This window comes from Pseudoalteromonas sp. HF66 (assembly GCF_011806445.1).
In the GTDB taxonomy this organism is placed as follows: domain Bacteria; phylum Pseudomonadota; class Gammaproteobacteria; order Enterobacterales; family Alteromonadaceae; genus Pseudoalteromonas; species Pseudoalteromonas apostichopi.
On record NZ_JAATOU010000001.1, the window covers coordinates 1 to 15,718 of the forward strand.

12 protein-coding genes are annotated in these 15,718 nt (G+C 40.0%); 6 read left to right on the forward strand and 6 right to left on the reverse strand.

Features of this window, described 5'->3' with window-relative positions; translation table 11 throughout:
- Positions 1-269: 269 nt before the first annotated feature.
- The gene (locus HCZ11_RS00005; RefSeq protein ID WP_167657259.1) at positions 270-1,676 is read right to left on the reverse strand and encodes a YfcC family protein; all 1,407 of its coding nucleotides are present in this window, start codon (positions 1,674-1,676) and stop codon (positions 270-272) included.
- Between the two features lie 153 nt (positions 1,677-1,829).
- Positions 1,830-3,050 (reverse strand): Xaa-Pro peptidase family protein, encoded by a 1,221-nt coding sequence (locus HCZ11_RS00010; RefSeq protein ID WP_167657260.1) that lies wholly within the window; start codon positions 3,048-3,050, stop codon positions 1,830-1,832.
- 129 nt (positions 3,051-3,179) lie between these two features.
- Here HCZ11_RS00010 and HCZ11_RS00015 point away from each other — a divergent pair, with 129 nt between their 5' ends.
- Positions 3,180-4,259 carry a Xaa-Pro peptidase family protein gene (locus HCZ11_RS00015; protein WP_167657261.1) on the forward strand — a complete coding sequence of 360 codons (1,080 nt, stop codon included), beginning with the start codon at positions 3,180-3,182 and terminating at the stop codon, positions 4,257-4,259.
- 16 nt (positions 4,260-4,275) lie between these two features.
- Here HCZ11_RS00015 and HCZ11_RS00020 read toward each other — a convergent pair whose 3' ends face one another.
- Positions 4,276-4,884, reverse strand: a complete 609-nt coding sequence (locus tag HCZ11_RS00020) for a flavin reductase family protein (protein ID WP_167657262.1) — start codon at positions 4,882-4,884, stop codon at positions 4,276-4,278.
- 10 nt (positions 4,885-4,894) lie between these two features.
- Entirely contained in the window at positions 4,895-5,641 is a 747-nt protein-coding gene (locus tag HCZ11_RS00025; protein WP_167657263.1) for an SDR family NAD(P)-dependent oxidoreductase, read from the reverse strand.
- Positions 5,642-6,063: 422 nt separating this feature from the next.
- Here HCZ11_RS00025 and ppc point away from each other — a divergent pair, with 422 nt between their 5' ends.
- Positions 6,064-8,709 carry a phosphoenolpyruvate carboxylase gene (ppc, locus tag HCZ11_RS00030; RefSeq protein ID WP_167657264.1) on the forward strand — a complete coding sequence of 882 codons (2,646 nt, stop codon included), beginning with the start codon at positions 6,064-6,066 and terminating at the stop codon, positions 8,707-8,709.
- On the opposite strand, the gene HCZ11_RS00035 is transcribed toward ppc, so the two are convergent.
- Complete coding sequence (locus HCZ11_RS00035; protein ID WP_167657265.1) at positions 8,706-10,745, reverse strand: tetratricopeptide repeat-containing sensor histidine kinase; 2,040 nt, start codon at positions 10,743-10,745, stop codon at positions 8,706-8,708. The genes ppc and HCZ11_RS00035 overlap by 4 nt on opposite strands.
- Positions 10,746-11,084: 339 nt before the next feature.
- On the opposite strand from HCZ11_RS00035, the gene HCZ11_RS00040 reads away from it, so the two are divergent.
- Positions 11,085-11,453, forward strand: coding sequence for a hypothetical protein (locus tag HCZ11_RS00040; protein WP_130052448.1), 369 nt, complete (start codon positions 11,085-11,087; stop codon positions 11,451-11,453).
- A 164-nt stretch (positions 11,454-11,617) separates the two neighbouring features.
- Positions 11,618-12,550, forward strand: coding sequence for a cytidine deaminase (gene cdd, locus HCZ11_RS00045; RefSeq protein WP_130052447.1), 933 nt, complete (start codon positions 11,618-11,620; stop codon positions 12,548-12,550).
- Here cdd and udp read toward each other — a convergent pair.
- Positions 12,547-13,302: a uridine phosphorylase gene (gene udp / locus HCZ11_RS00050; RefSeq protein ID WP_130052446.1), complete on the reverse strand. Its 756-nt coding sequence runs from the start codon at positions 13,300-13,302 to the stop codon at positions 12,547-12,549. The two genes, cdd and udp, sit on opposite strands and share 4 nt — an antisense overlap.
- A 145-nt stretch (positions 13,303-13,447) precedes the next feature.
- Here udp and HCZ11_RS00055 point away from each other — a divergent pair, with 145 nt between their 5' ends.
- Both HCZ11_RS00055 and HCZ11_RS00060 read left to right on the forward strand, forming a co-directional pair.
- Positions 13,448-14,227, forward strand: a complete 780-nt coding sequence (locus HCZ11_RS00055; protein ID WP_130052445.1) for a DUF2189 domain-containing protein — start codon at positions 13,448-13,450, stop codon at positions 14,225-14,227.
- A 289-nt stretch (positions 14,228-14,516) separates the two neighbouring features.
- Complete coding sequence (locus HCZ11_RS00060) at positions 14,517-15,626, forward strand: arginase family protein (RefSeq protein ID WP_130052444.1); 1,110 nt, start codon at positions 14,517-14,519, stop codon at positions 15,624-15,626.
- The last annotated feature ends 92 nt before the right edge of the window (positions 15,627-15,718 follow it).

Below are 15,718 nucleotides of genomic sequence, written 5' to 3' on the forward strand. Positions count from 1 at the left end.
CCCATTAAGCAAAATTTTCTAGCTATTATTAAAGATGCGTTAACTTATCATTCAATGTGTAGGGCTTGGACCGTTTCCTGATTGCTCAAAGCAGCAGTTAGAGCATTTAACCTAACTTATTTTGGGGCAGCAGTGAGTTACGGATGAAGCTCTGACTTTGTACAGAGCTGTCATCCATTTCCAACTCATTTGATCCAAAAATGTGTTGCTAAAAAGAACTCAAAACACAACAAAAAAGCGCCTAGGGCGCTTTTTTAAAATCAACTAACTTAATTTAGTGTGGGCTGCACATCTAAGCCATAGCCAAACATTACAGCTAATACTAATACAACTGATGCTGCGACCATTAGTTTAATCAGCAGTGGTAAACAGAATCTAAACCAATGGCCGTAAGGCACACCTGCCATCCCTAAAATGCCCATTAGTACAGCATTGGTCGGAATGATCATATTTGAAAAGCCATCTCCAAATTGATAAGCAAGTACGGCAACTTGTCTTGGTACGCCCACTAAATCACCTAGTGGGGCCATCAATGGCATAGTGACATAAGCTTGTCCTGAACCTGATGGAATAAAGGTATTGAGCAGGGTTTGAATAACCAACATGCCTATTGCTGATATTTCAGCTGATACATAAGAAAGCGGTAACGACATACCATGTACAAGGCTATGCAGGATTTGACCGTCTTCTAAAATAAGTGCGATACCGCGTGCAACACCGATTAAAACTGCGGTGGTAACAAGATCAGACACGCCCTCTATAAATTTGTTTGCTGCTTCATCAGCAGATAGTTTGCCTAAAATGGCTACAACGACACCCCAAGCGATAAAAACACCGCCTAGCTCGTATAAATACCAGCCTTTGGTTGCTATACCCCATACTGCAATTGCAAGGGTAATGATAAAGCTGCCTAAAATAAGTTTATGGCGCAGGGCAAGTGCTGGGTAACTTGTTGCTGTTTGATTTTCCAGTGGGCAAGGCACGCCAATCATCATCGATTTAGACGGATCGTTCGCTACCTTTTTGGTGTATTGCCAAACATGATGAAAACCAATGAGCACAAATGGAATAAATATAGCTAAACGTAACCACAGACCAGAGTAAACAGGGATCCCTGCAATTTGCTGTGCGATTAATACGGTAAATGGGTTAAATGCCGATACACCATAACCAATACCATAACCTGCTACTATCATACCTACGGCAGTCATTGCGTCTAGGCGCATTGCTTTACACAGCGCAACGAGAATAATAACAAAAGGAATATATTCACCGGCGGTACCGATACTGCTTGATGCCAAGGCAAAGCAAAACACCACCATAAAGATTAATCGCTGCGGCTTTTTACCGTGTCGCTCTAAAAGCCTACCAATGAGTGCATCAACAGTGCCTGTGGCACGTGCAACAGCTAATACGCCGCCAACGATTAAGACAAAGAAAATAACATCTTGAGCAGCAGCAAATGCACGAGGTATGGCTTGTAATAAATCCCATGGGGTTAAGTAATGGCGTTCAGCAACCGTTTGATAGGTACCCGCAACGACCATTTCGCGGCCAGATTCACTCAGTGTCGTGCTGAAAAAACCTTGTGGTACTAACCATGTAGCAATAAGCGCAACAACCATCATGCCAAGCAGCAGTATCAAGGTATGTGGAACTTTAAAACGTAAACCCATTTATTCTCCGTAATTATGTTAGGTTAAATTGTTAAAATCATAACATGATAAAAGCTGATAGATTGTCTCAAAAATATATACACTGTTAAAAAATGTAATAATTTAGACACAAAAAAAGGCCAGATAGCTGACCTTTTAATAGTTATTTAGATTTTATTTAGCTAGGCCAAATGGGTCGTCAATACTATGAGCTGGCTCGGTAAACCAACGCGGGCCTTCGTCTGTCATATAAAAATGATCTTCTAAGCGAATACCAAACTCATCGGGTATAACAAGCATCGGTTCGTTACTAAAACACATGCCTGTTGCGAGTGGGGTAGGGTTTCCACCGACAAGGTATGGCCATTCATGAATATCCAAACCAATGCCATGGCCAGTTCTGTGTGGGCAACCTGGTGTTTGATACTCTGGCCCCATGCCATTTTCGGCTAAGTACTGTCTTGCAGCATCATCTACTTTGCCACATGGCTCACCAATTTTTGCTGCAGCAAAAGCGGCTAGTTGGGCATTTTTCTCGTGTTGCCAAAACATACGTTGACGTTCGGTTGCTTCACCAAATACATAAGTACGGGTAATGTCAGAGAGGTAATCATGTACTTTACAGCCAGTATCAATCAGTACCACATCACCTTTTTTAAGGGTTTGTGGGTTTTTAACGCCATGCGGGAAAGACGACGCAACACCAAATAGCACAATACAAAAATAGTTACCCGGTGCACCGACTTTTTGGTGGGCTTTTTTAATAAAGGTTTCTACTTCAGTAGTGGTGATACCTTCATAAAGCATGCTCGCCGTTGCTTTGTGTACTTCTAAAGTCATGTCCATAGCACGTTGCATTAAGGCAAGTTCATTGGCTGATTTATGCATGCGGCAGTGAGCTGTTACGCACTGTGCGTTAACAATATTATAATTACCATTAGCTTTATTAATGCCGTCGTAGATGAAAAACTGTGCGCTTTCATCAATACCAAGGGTGCCATTTTTGCTAATACCCATTTCTGACAGTACTTCAACACATAGTTGGTATGGGTTTTCGTGCTCTTGCCAGCCTCGAATTGGGCCATCAATCACCATAAAGTCGTTTAAGCTGCCGATTTCAAAAAACGGTGCGATATATTGCACATCACCTTTAGCAGGTAAAATAGCGCCAACTAAACGCTCACTTGCGTACCAACGCATACCAGTAAAATAAGCAAGGTTAGTGCCTGCATTTAAATATATTGCATCAATGTTATTTGCTTGCATATACGCTTGTGCTTTTGCGATACGCGCATGAAATTCGTCATTTTGAATAGGGGTTAAATCTGTTGTCATATCTGACAAAGAGTCAAGCGCCTGCTCTGGCGTTTGTGTGCCAATACCGTATGTTGTCATTGTGTACTCCTTGGTTTTTTGTGCATTGTGGCTTGAGTAAACACCTGATGCAAACTCACTGCGACTAATCGCATAATATTCGTATTTATGTACATAACTGTTAGCATGCGCAAAAAATAAGGAGCTACAATGCAAGTTAATTACTTAAAAAGACAAGCTGAATTTAAAGCCTTGCTAGAGCTGCAAGGTTACAGCGCGATGTTAGTACTTGGTCATGAAAATATTCGTTACTTAAGTGGTTTTAGTGGTAATGCTGCTTATGCATTAATTACTCAAAATGCGTGTGTGTTGATCACTGATTACCGATACCACCAACGTGCAATTGCTGAAACAACAGGATTTGAAGTTGTTTGTCGAGACAGAGACAACGAAACCCTTGGCCATTGCATAAATAGGCACCTTAGCCAGAACAGCCATGTCGCATTTGATGCAAGCTATGTCACGGTAGCAATTTGGCAAGGTGTGGCAGATGAGTTAAGCGGCCACACTCTAACAGCGGTAAACGGCTTAATTGAAAAACTAAGGCGCGTTAAAGATAGCTGGGAAGTTGCACAAATTAAAGCTGCTGCAGCCATCGCTGATGAAGCATTAGCACAAACGCTACCTTATTTTAAACCGGGTGTAACTGAGCGTGACCTTGCCTTAGAGCTTGAATATAGAATGCAAAAGCTAGGTTCAGAAGGAATGTCGTTTGCAACTATTATGCTGTTTGCAGAACGCTCAGCCTTGCCGCATGGTAATCCATCAAATCAGGTTTTAAAGCAAGGAGACTTTGTAACCCTTGATTTTGGCGCGGTTGTAAATGGCTATCGCTCTGATATGACTCGTAGTTACATTATTGGCGAAGCGTCAGAAAAACAAACCCGTATTTATAATACTGTTCTTGATGCGCAAAATGCGGCACTTGAAATGGTTAAACCTGGCGTTAATTGTTTAGAATTAAATGCTATGTCAAATAAGGTGATTGCGGATGCGGGGTTTGGCGAATACGCCGGAAAAGGCCTTGGCCATGGTTTAGGGCTATTTTTACATGAAGTACCATTTATCAACACTCTGACAGATTACAACCTTGAAGTAGGTAATGTGATCACCATTGAACCTGGCATTTATATACCAGGCTATGGTGGTGTGCGACTTGAAGATGACATAGTTGTCACCGAGTCTGGCTTTGAGGTGTTAACCCATGCGCCTAAGCCATTCATAATCTAATGCTTAAATTTAGCGATTACTTTTTAGCATAAGCTAAGCGGGCTAAACGTTCAGTTACATGGTAACTATCAAGCCCGCTAACTGCGACTGTATCAATGGCTTCAATATCGACAAAGCCGTCTTCTTGCAAACAAGCCTCATCTAAGTAGATATCAGTGATTTCTCCAATAATAAGCTCAGTGCCATTAATGGCAAGGTGGTGGTGTTCTTTGAGCTCAAGAGCATACTTAAGCTTGCTCTCTTTAACAAAAGGTGCTGTGAAGTTATTTAGGTATTCAGTGCAGAGCCCTGTAGCATCAAATTCAGATTCGTCTTTGTCGTAGCGTGCAGATGTTTGATGTGCTTTATCATAGATATCTTTGTTCACATCGTTAATCGTATAGTGCTTAGTCGCTAATAGGTTCTCTAGAGTATGGCGAGGAACTGAATGAGGTCTGATTATCATACCCACCAAAGGTGGATGCGCGCCGAGATGAAATACTGAACTCACGATAGCTAGATTAGTTTGGCCGTTGCAATCTTGTGTGCCGACTAAGTTGGCACTTTTAAACCCCGACAAACTATTAATTAAATGGGCGCGGTAGCGGTTTTCTAGATCTGCAATGGCTTGTTTTGTAAAATGCATAATTGTCCTGTTACCAGTCTATGGGTTTTCCTTGCCAGTCAAAGTAGGCAGGGTTTTGTGATTGTTGTAAATAGTCAGCATCACTTATCAATGAATACAATTGCTCGGCTACAAACTCAGGGGTAAATAGCTTCCCTTCGGGCACATTTGCCTGAAAAGGTTTTGATAATGGCGTATCAGTAGTTCCTGGGTGAAATAACACGCAGTGGCATTTTTTATAGCGTCTGTTAAGTTCAATCGCTGCAGATTTAAATAACATGTTTAGTGCCGCCTTAGATGCCCGATAGCTATACCAACCGCCTAACTTGTTATCACTAATGCTGCCAACACGTGCACTCAGTGCACATACAACCGTTGCTACATGCGGCTTTAAAAGCGTTGAAAATAAAGTCACGCAGCGAATCGGCAGTAGGGCGTTTGTATGCATGCTATTTATAAAATGCTGCTCAGATATTTGCTCAAGTTTACGTTCAGGTGCATTATCTGGATCATGCAGCAGGCCGTTAAATATCATCAATTGTGCTAAATCATATTGGTTACTAGTTAATTCTACGGCAATTCCTCTTAGGCTTTGCTCTGAGTAATCAGTTATAAAATGCTGGTGGCTGATCTCATTGTTTGATATTTCATCAAAAGGCGCCTTAAATTCACTTCGACTGATGGTTACGATATGACCGCTTCTGATTTGTTTTCTTAGAGTAGTGAAATAGGCTTTAGCGATTTCACTGCTTGTGCCACACAATATATAGAGTTGCATTTATGACCCGTAATAAAAATATTCGAAATTTTTTTCGCTCAAACTATCACCAATTAATAAAGTGTTAGTAACCTTGGTTGTCTTTTGCCAAAACTAAAACACATAAAATAGGTTGATAAATAATTGACCATACAAAAATGAAAGATGCCTTAATTCACAGGCATTTTATCATTTTAATTGGTAAGTCCATTTTACCAATTGGCCATATTGTAAAGTACAGTCTCTGACTAGGCTGCGTATTCATTACACTTTTATGTTTACAGATTGGTTATTCTTTTTTACGAGTATGTTAGAAAATTCGATCTATTAAATTAACGCTGACAATGATATTAATAAAAGGGATCAGTATTTAGCTGCGTTCGTGCTTGGTTAAATACTGTGCAGTAAGTACTTTCAACTTAGTTAAAGAAAGGAGTATGAGAATGAGTGAACAATACGCTGCACTTCGCGGTAATGTTAGTATGCTTGGACAAATGCTGGGTCAAACCATTAAAGATGCACAAGGACAAGCCATTTTAGATAAGGTAGAAGAGATTCGCGCTTTATCTAAATCGTCACGTAGTGGTAACGAAGCCGACAGACAAGCGCTTATCGAAGTACTACACGCTCTCACAGATGAAGAACTATTACCGGTTGCACGCTCATTTAATCATTTTTTGAATCTTGCTAATGTTGCAGAACAATTTCATACCGTTTCGCGCTTTAATGATGTTGGTTTTTGCCAACTAAACCCTCTCACTCAAACATTAAAAGCGTTAGCAACTGCATCAAAGCAAGGTCAAGTGGACCCTAATCACTTGGCACAAACACTCTCAAAACTCCACATCAATTTAGTACTCACGGCTCACCCAACTGAGGTGACACGCCGTACAATGATCAATAAACACGTTGAATTAAGTGATTGTCTTGCCTCTTTAGAGCGTAAAGACAATTTACCAAGTGAACGTGCAGATTTATTAAATCGCATTGCCCAACTTATTAGCCAAGCTTGGCATACCGACGATATTCGTCGTTCGCGCCCAACGCCAATCGATGAAGCTAAATGGGGTTTTGCAGTTATTGAGAATAGCTTATGGCATGCCGTTCCACGTTTTCTACGCGAGTTTGGTGAAGACGTAAAAGCAGAGCTTGATCTTGAATTACCGATTGATTTCAGCCCAATTGAATTTACTTCATGGATGGGGGGTGACCGTGATGGTAACCCGTTTGTAACCGCTGAAGTCACTCAGCAAGTGTTAGACCATGGCCGTTGGATGGCACTTGATTTGTATTCGCGTGACATTGAGACGCTAAGTAATGAGTTATCTATGTCTGATGCAAGCGATGAATTAGTTGAGCTTGCAGGGCAAGACTTTGAACCTTACCGTGCGGTACTTAAAAAATTAAAGAATCAAATTGCCGAAACCGTGACGCATTTGGGCGCTAAAATTAAGAAAAAGCGCACTGACTCTGAAGATTTAATTACCGATATTGCGCAAATTAAGCACCCTATTGAAGTGTGTTATCGCTCGCTAATTAAAACCAACATGAAAGTGGTGGCAGACGGTTTGCTACTTGATGTACTGCGCCGCATTAACAGCTTTGGTTTGCGCCTTGCAAAACTTGATGTGCGTCAGGACTCGTCACGTCATGGTGATGTTTTCTCAGAGCTAACACGTTATTTAGGTTTAGGAGATTACCATCAATGGCAAGAAGAAGATAAACAAGCATTCTTACTTGCGGAGCTGAACTCTCGTAGACCACTAATACCTAAACATTGGCAGCCAAGCCCTGAAGTACAAGAAGTACTTGATACGTTTGATGTGATAGCAGCGCAAGACGCACAAACATTTGGTTTGTACATCATTTCCATGGCACGTACTGCATCTGATGTACTGGCAGTGCAATTACTGCTTAAAGAAAGTGGTTGTAAGTTTAACTTACCGGTTGCGCCATTATTTGAAACGTTAGACGACTTAAACAATGGTAAAGAGGTTATCGAATGTTTACTTGATAACACTTGGTACCGTGGTCATATTCAAAATCAGCAAAATGTCATGATCGGCTACTCAGACTCAGCAAAAGATGCAGGCATGATGGCTGCTGGTTGGGCACAATATGAAGCAATGGATAAACTCGTTCAATTAGCCGAAGAGCGCGGTATTGAGCTTATCTTATTCCACGGCCGTGGTGGTACTGTTGGTCGTGGTGGCGCTCCAGCTGCACAGGCGCTTCGTTCTCAGCCTCCTGGTTCATTAAAAGGTGGCCTGCGTGTAACAGAGCAAGGTGAAATGATCCGCTTTAAGTTTGGTTTGCCTGCTGTCGCACTACAAAGCTTAAATATTTATGCCGGTGCGGTACTTGAGAGTAACTTATTGCCGCCGCCAGAGCCTAAGAGTGAATGGCGTGATGTTATGGATCTTATTAGTGCAGACTCATGCGAGCATTACCGTCAAGTTGTGCGTCATGATGAAAACTTTGTTCCTTACTTTAGAATGGCAACGCCAGAACAAGAGCTCTCAAAATTACCTTTGGGCTCTCGCCCGGCTAAGCGTAACCCGAATGGGGGTGTAGAAAGCCTTCGTGCTATTCCATGGATCTTTGCATGGAGCCAAAATCGTTTAATGCTGCCTGCTTGGTTAGGTGCATTAACAGGCCTTAAAGCTGCTTTAGATAAATATGGCATCGAAACACTTCACGAAATGAGCTTAAAATGGCCATTCTTCCGTGCTCGTTTAGAGATGCTAGAGATGGTATTTAGTAAAGCCGATACATGGTTAAGTGCTCATTATGATGATGCACTTGTTACTGAGCAATATAAGCCATTAGGTGTGAAGTTACGTCAGGAATTGAGCGAGGCTATTGAGCTTGTTCAATCGCTTAGCCCACAAAAGAGCTTACTTGCAGACCAGCCTTGGATCAAAGAGTCAATCGCGCTTCGTAACCCTTACACAGATCCACTTAACTTATTACAAGTTGAGTTACTGCGTCGTTCACGTGAAGCTGATGAAAACTCTGCAAGTGATATTGATAATGCCTTGATGATCACGATGACAGGTATTGCAGCAGGTATGCGTAATACCGGTTAATAGCCAGTGTCATCTACTAATTGAGCATCGATTGGTAGGCTAATAACAAATCGTGCGCCGTGTTTACATGACTCGGCGCCGATTTTGCCTCTTAGGTTGTATTTAACCGCGTTAAATACCACGTTTAAACCAAGCCCTAAGTGATTACCCCCTAGATTAGTGGTGTAAAAAGGGGTAAATATTTCATTTAGAATTTCATCACTGATTCCCACACCGTTATCTTGATAGATAATTTCAACCACATGCGTAAACGCTTTGACTGAAACTTCGACCACTCCCTTACCCGAATTAACAAAGCCATGCTCACAGGAATTAATAACTAAGGTTTTTAATACATCACTTAAAATAGTTGGATAAGATGTAATAGTTGCTTCATCGCCATGAATTTTAAAATCAATTTGTTTACCAAGATGTTTGCTCAAAGGACATAAACGATGGTTAAGAAAGCTTGAAAGCTGTATTTTGCTCATCGGTTTATCTAGGTGTATAGACACATTAAGCGCTTTAAATTCTTCTACAATTCCGGCAAGTCGATTAATACTGTTGATCACAAGGTCTTTAGCACTATTGGTATCGGTAATAAATTTATGAAAATGCTTGCTAGAAAGCTCTCGGGCTTTAAATTTTTCTTCTAAACCTTCCATGTAATCATCTATTAATGAACTTGCTGTAACTATGGTGCCTATAGGGGTATTAAGTTGATGCGCCATACCGGATACTAGTGCTGTTAAAGACGCTATTTTTTCTATTTCAATAAGATGATTTTGAGTATCTTTTAACTGTTTTAATGCTTTAGCTAATTTTTGTTTTTGTTTGTCTATACTATTAATTGCGATAAAAGAGCCAAATAAAATAATTACTAAACATATACTTACAACAATAGTGAGATCTTTAAATGCATTGGCTTTCGTCGCTTTTATTTGTTCAGCACGAGTCAATTCAGAAATTCTTACCTCTTTTGCGGCTACATCAGCTTCCGCTAATGCTTTAGCTAGGTTCACTTTTGCTTGTCTGGTTAAAATAGCTTCATTAATGTACGAATATTGTTTATAAGCGCTTAGTGCATTTGCATAAATTTTTTGTTGTTCGTAAAGCTCTGCAGTTAATTTTGCAATCGATAATAGGGCTTCAAAATTAGTATGGCTAACAGCTTGTATGTTAACGGATGCTAGTGTATCGAGCGCTTTCTCAGTATGACCTTGTGCTTCATACGTTTCTGCTAAGCATAAAATGATATTAAGTTGCTCATTTTCAAGCTTTTTATTTTCAATAAGAGTCGAAGCCTCGTTTAGTACCTTTTCTGAGTCTTCTAAAAAACCTTGAAAACGTAATATTTTGGCTTTTATAACTAGGCTTGAAGCAAGGTGAGTGGTGTAGTTATGTTGGTTTTGTAACCCTATAGCTTCATTGATAACCTTGAGTGCGTCTGAATACTGTTTTAATCCAATTAAAGCAAGCGCTAAGTTATTACTAGCAAATGATTCGTTCAGAGTTTGATTTTTACTGCGGGCATAATCTCGATAGTATGTGAACGAGTCAGCAGCTTCTTTGTAACGGTTTAAACGTAGCTTTACCAAAGCGATATTATTTTCGGTTTGATAAACTAAACGTTCATCTCGAGATTGTGCAAATGGCATGGCATCGCGATAGTAAGCTAAGGCTTCTTCATATAGACCTAAGCGTGCATAAATCCCCCCTGAAATATTGAAATAGCCATACATGAGGTCTTTTTCATCAGACTGAGAAACCATATTCATGTACTTAACAATGGTTTCCATGGCTTGTTCTAGCTCGTCTGTCTCTAATAAGAACCAAGCTTTATAATTAGTAGCAATAATCTTTTGTTCTAATGTTAGCTCGGTAGTTTCTATGAGGGCATTGACAAACTTTAGGCCTTCTTGTGGTGAACTTGCATAGCTTTGCCTTATTGAAAGTCTGAGTTCATTAAACTCTTTGTTAGGCATTGCATTAATTGTTGTTGAATATAATAAAATCAATAGTATAAAGCTAATGAGCAAAACCAAACGCGCTTTCATGGCACACCAATCCATTTTAAAAATGAGTACATAAAGCACTCACTCCTTTTACTGTCTTAATAACGCTTTACATTATAAATTTTAACTAAATACAGGTTTATCTGAAATTGCTTATTTGTTTAGAGGAAATCTCTTACATGTTTATAAAGTAAATAGGGTGTGAACTCGAATGGCAGATTTTCAGATTAAAACTAATCCTAAAATATGAAATATGCAACTGGTCATACCTATTTTATTGCTAGGTATTGACTGGAAGGGTGATATCAATAAAATAGCCCAGCTTTTTAGATCAGCTACCGTTGAGCCAAAAACAACTCCCACACTTTTTTAGAGTAACTTATGCCAAACGTGTCTACTTGCATCACTTATGATGCATCGACGTCACTCGTGATGATGACGTTAAGAGGGACTGCTAGTGCACAGGATGTGATTAATTTTTACCAAATTGCCCAACAATACTCGGTATTATATGGGTCAGAAAAAATACTCGTTGACGTGTCTGAATTGACTCACAACTTCGCACCTGCTGATTTATTCACCATCATGCCGGAAGTGGCAAACTCTTTGAAAGAAGCTGTAGTGGCTATTGTGGTAAGTTTTGATGGATTTATGCACGATTTATTTATGCAAAAAGCAAAGCGCTATAACTTACAAGCTGAAAACTTTGAATGTTTTAACAAAGCTAAAAACTGGTTAGTGCATCAATAAATGCTGAGCTTAGCTATTGGAAATATTTTTGTATATCTGGGCTTACAAATACCGCTAATTTTTAGCTTTTTTTGTGCTAATAATCGGGATGTTTAACGCCAAAACCTAGCAATTCAATACGTAACCTTTTAAACTGTTTAGCCAATTAATAATTATAATTTGTTATGACAGCAACTAGGATAGATGCAAGCAAACTAGCTCAAAAATCTGAGCCGTTTAGCTTCAATGAACAACAAAAAAACTCTCTTTTTGCCCAGCTTAAAAAGCAGCGTGGCATCTTATCTCAATCAGATATTTCTTCTCTTTGTCAGCAGTTCGAAGTTAGCCAACTTGAGTTACAAAAAGCCTGTGTACCCGTCGCAAGTTTATTTTCTGTCGCACCTATTTCTAAATTTTATGTGGGTGCTGTTGCAGTTGGGTTAAACAAACAAGGCGAAACAAACTTTTATTTTGGTGCTAATGTCGAGTTTTCTCATCAAGCATTAAGTTTGGTTGTACATGCTGAGCAATCAGCGATTAATAATGCGTGGCTTAACGGCGCGCAAGCAGTTCAAAAAATTGCTATCAGTGATGCACCTTGTGGTTATTGCCGTCAATTTATGAATGAATTGAGCACCGCAGACTCACTTGAGATTTTATTGCCAGAACGGGACTTTAACCTACATGAGTTGTTACCACATTCATTTGGTCCAAAAGATTTAGGTAATGAAGAATGCTTGTTTTCACATAAACAAAGAGATAAGCAATTTGCAGAAACGAGTATTAACGATGAAAAACTAGTTCAATTGGCGCTTAATGCATACGTACCATATACAGGTAATTTTAGTGCTGTTAGATTAAGTACATATACAGAAGGTGACTTTTACGGAAGCTATGCAGAAAATGCAGCTTATAGTCCAAGCCTTTCTCCGCTACAAAGTGCGTTGAGTCAGTTTTATCTTGCGGGTTTAACTTTTGATGATAAAACGGTTAAGTCAATAACCTTGCTAGAAACACAAGGGGCTGAAAATCAGTATGAGGTGGCTAAAAGTGTGCTGGCAAGTTTTGAAAACCCACCAGCATTTGAACACTGTGTTGCTAAACTAGTTAACGATTAGTTTAGCAATAGTTTTGCAGCTTCAATGACGACGGCGACTGATTTTTTCTCAATCTCGCCGTGGTCAACATTAGGAATTTCTTGTTTAGTACGATTTACTAATACACCTGCAACACACGCTGCACGCAAGCCAAGTGCTGCACACATAGTAAATAGTGTTGCTGATTCCATTTCATAATTCATCACGCCTAGTTTTTGCCATTCTTCACAGCTGCCTTGGAATGAACGAGGAACATAGCCAGAATAGGTATCGTAACGTTCTTGTCCTGGATAGAAGGTGTCACTAGATGCTGTAATACCAATATGGAAGCTAATCCCTAACTTATCACACGCATTTACCATAGCTTGAGTAGCAAAAAAGTCAGACACTGCAGGATAGCTTAGCGGTGCGAAATGCTGGCTTGCGCCGTCTAAACGAACTGAGGCTTGGCTAATTAAAATGTCGCCTTCATTAATGTGTGGCTGAATAGCACCGGTCGTGCCAATTCGCAAAAAGGTATCTATACCTAGCTGGGCAAGTTCTTCAACAGCGATTGATGTAGATGGTCCGCCAATACCGGTTGAACAAACTACAACGCTATGGCCGTTTAGCTCACCTCGGTATACATGAAATTCACGGGTCTTCGCTAAGCATTCTGGGTTATCGAGAAGTGTTGAAATGCGTGCTGAGCGGTCAGGATCGCCTGGGACAATCGCAAGGGTTGCGCCGTTTAAGTCCTGACGAGTAAGCCCTAAGTGAAATACCTTTTCCATTATTAAACCTTATTTTTGTCTAAAGCGTAATACTTTAATCATATGTGTTTAAAGTACAGGACAGATGTCCTATTAGATTACTAATGTTGCAAGAATTGCACAGATAACCTAAACCTAAAGAAGTAACGATAAAAGAGGATATATTATGCCTGCTTCATCTTCTATGAGTAAACACCATGAGTTTGCACGCTGTTTAGAAAGCTCGAAAATTTCAATCGGTGCGCCTTTTCATTGGTTGGCACTCGCATTTAAAGATATCGCTAATGCTCCCATACTAAGTCTAGTATACGGATTAGTATTTACCTTGATACCTGCGACTATCATGTATTTTGTTTATCAGTTTGATACACACTTGGTTATTTTACCTGCCGTAGTTGGCTTTGCACTAATAGGCCCTGCATTTGCCGCTGGTCTTTATGATGTTGCTTGGGAGCTTGAAAAAGGTCACAAGCCCACTTTAATGCACAGTCTTAAATCGATGTTCAGAAACCCTGCAGGTGAATGGGGCTTTGCCGTGTTGTTAATGGTGATTATGATTGTATGGATGCGTTTAGCAGCTCTTATTCATGCATTGTACCCGAACGTTGTTAACCCGACTTTTGAGCAGTTATCTGCATTCTTAACGCTCGGCAGTATTGTCGGCGGTATCTTGCTGGTGACTGTATTCGCTATTTCTGCATTTACCCCGCAAATTATGATGGAGCGCCGTGTTGATATTATGACTGCGGTAATTTCTTCTATGAACGCGGTTAAAACAAATTTTGGTGCCATGGTTGTTTGGGCTGGGTTAATTCTGTGCTTAGTGTTTGTAGGCTTTATTACTGGCACTGCTGGTTTTATTGTCATTATGCCTTTATTGAGCTACGCCAGCTGGCATGCGTATATTGCCGTTATCAAAACCAAGAAGCCAAGAGGCTATGAATAATGAGTATTCACTTCGCTTGAATATAAATCTATAGCGGCAATCGAGTAGGTTGCCGCAAAATTTGACTTTCTTTTCGCGCATGTTATACCTGCCCAAATACAGCGCTCTTATTTGACTAGAGCAGTTTAAATTCTTCTGCATTAAAATTATAACCTTTTAATTTCAGAGAGTTATAAGTTTGGTTGGGCAAGTATTTGTTTAGCCTCAAAAATCTAAACGATACACAAACCTGATTGCGTAACTTTTTTTATTACGCATGAATATGCAGATAATGATCAGCGGAGTAGAGATGAGTAACACACAAAAAGCATTCCATGAAAAACTAAGTCAGTGTCTTTGTCCTCCTGGCGATGGCGTATTTACAGTCAATACAGCAAAAGAACGTAAAGATGCGCTGCGTACTAAATTATACGGCCAAACAGACAATGTTGATGTGCTTTGGAAAGAGTCACTTGAAACACTGACTGACTCTGAACACAAAGCCGTTATTTTAGGTATTAGCTCTGACTGTGGCGGTGGTATCTTACGTGGTGCTAATTGGGGACCATTGTTTTTGCGCTCTACTTTGATTGATCAACAACCTCAAGCTCGCGCTTTTGATTTGGGTGATGTACGTGTAATCCCACATTTATTACATGATAAATACCTTAACGATGCGACTATCACAAACTGCCAAAAAGCGTTATATGCAGATGAAAACAGTGAATACCATGTATCACCTTTGTCTATCACCGAAGATGTTTGTGATGGCTTTTATGCAAACTATCCTGATAAGGGTATTTTTGGTATCGGTGGCGACCATTCAATTAGCTACCCGCTGACTAAAGCTTACTTAAAAGCAAAACGTGATGCAGGTAAACGCACCGCAATCATTCACTTTGATGCTCATACTGACTTATTAGTTGAACGTTTAGGTATCGATTTATGTTTTGGTTCATGGTGTACACATATCCTTGAGTATTTACCGGCGCCGCGTAATTTAATTCAATTTGGTATTCGCTCTAGTGGTAAGCCTAAGCAACATTGGGAAGACACTTTTGGTGTTAAACAACATTGGGCCCACGAAATCATCGAACGTGGTGCTAAAGCAGTTGCTGAAGAGGTAATTGCACAACTTAAGGCTGATAATGTAGATGAGCTTTATGTAAGCTTTGATATTGATGCACTTGATGAAAGTTTTGCTTCAGCGACAGGGACACCAGAAGCAGGTGGCTTAACACCACAACATGCTTTAGATATTCTAGTTGCGTTGGCTGACGAGTTCCCAATTACTGGTGCTGACATGATGGAAATTGCGCCATTCACAGACAGCTCATTAATCGGTCAAACAAGTTCTGAAACAACACTTAGAGAAGGTGCTAAAATCTCAGCATTTTTGATTAATGCAATAAATAAGTAATTGACTCTAGGGCGGAAACACCCCGTTTCCGCTCATTCCTTTTTACTAAATAATATTTCAATATCTGCAACTTCGAGCTATATTATTATAAA

Coding starts and splice junctions, on each gene's coding strand:
- HCZ11_RS00005 (WP_167657259.1), bottom strand. CDS start 1,676: ATGGGTTTACGTTTTAAAGTTCCACATACCTTGATACTGCTGCTTGGC.
- HCZ11_RS00010 (WP_167657260.1), bottom strand. CDS start 3,050: ATGACAACATACGGTATTGGCACACAAACGCCAGAGCAGGCGCTTGAC.
- HCZ11_RS00015 (WP_167657261.1), top strand. CDS start 3,180: ATGCAAGTTAATTACTTAAAAAGACAAGCTGAATTTAAAGCCTTGCTA.
- HCZ11_RS00020 (WP_167657262.1), bottom strand. CDS start 4,884: ATGCATTTTACAAAACAAGCCATTGCAGATCTAGAAAACCGCTACCGC.
- HCZ11_RS00025 (WP_167657263.1), bottom strand. CDS start 5,641: ATGCAACTCTATATATTGTGTGGCACAAGCAGTGAAATCGCTAAAGCC.
- ppc (WP_167657264.1), top strand. CDS start 6,064: ATGAGTGAACAATACGCTGCACTTCGCGGTAATGTTAGTATGCTTGGA.
- HCZ11_RS00035 (WP_167657265.1), bottom strand. CDS start 10,745: ATGAAAGCGCGTTTGGTTTTGCTCATTAGCTTTATACTATTGATTTTA.
- HCZ11_RS00040 (WP_130052448.1), top strand. CDS start 11,085: ATGCCAAACGTGTCTACTTGCATCACTTATGATGCATCGACGTCACTC.
- cdd (WP_130052447.1), top strand. CDS start 11,618: ATGACAGCAACTAGGATAGATGCAAGCAAACTAGCTCAAAAATCTGAG.
- udp (WP_130052446.1), bottom strand. CDS start 13,302: ATGGAAAAGGTATTTCACTTAGGGCTTACTCGTCAGGACTTAAACGGC.
- HCZ11_RS00055 (WP_130052445.1), top strand. CDS start 13,448: ATGCCTGCTTCATCTTCTATGAGTAAACACCATGAGTTTGCACGCTGT.
- HCZ11_RS00060 (WP_130052444.1), top strand. CDS start 14,517: ATGAGTAACACACAAAAAGCATTCCATGAAAAACTAAGTCAGTGTCTT.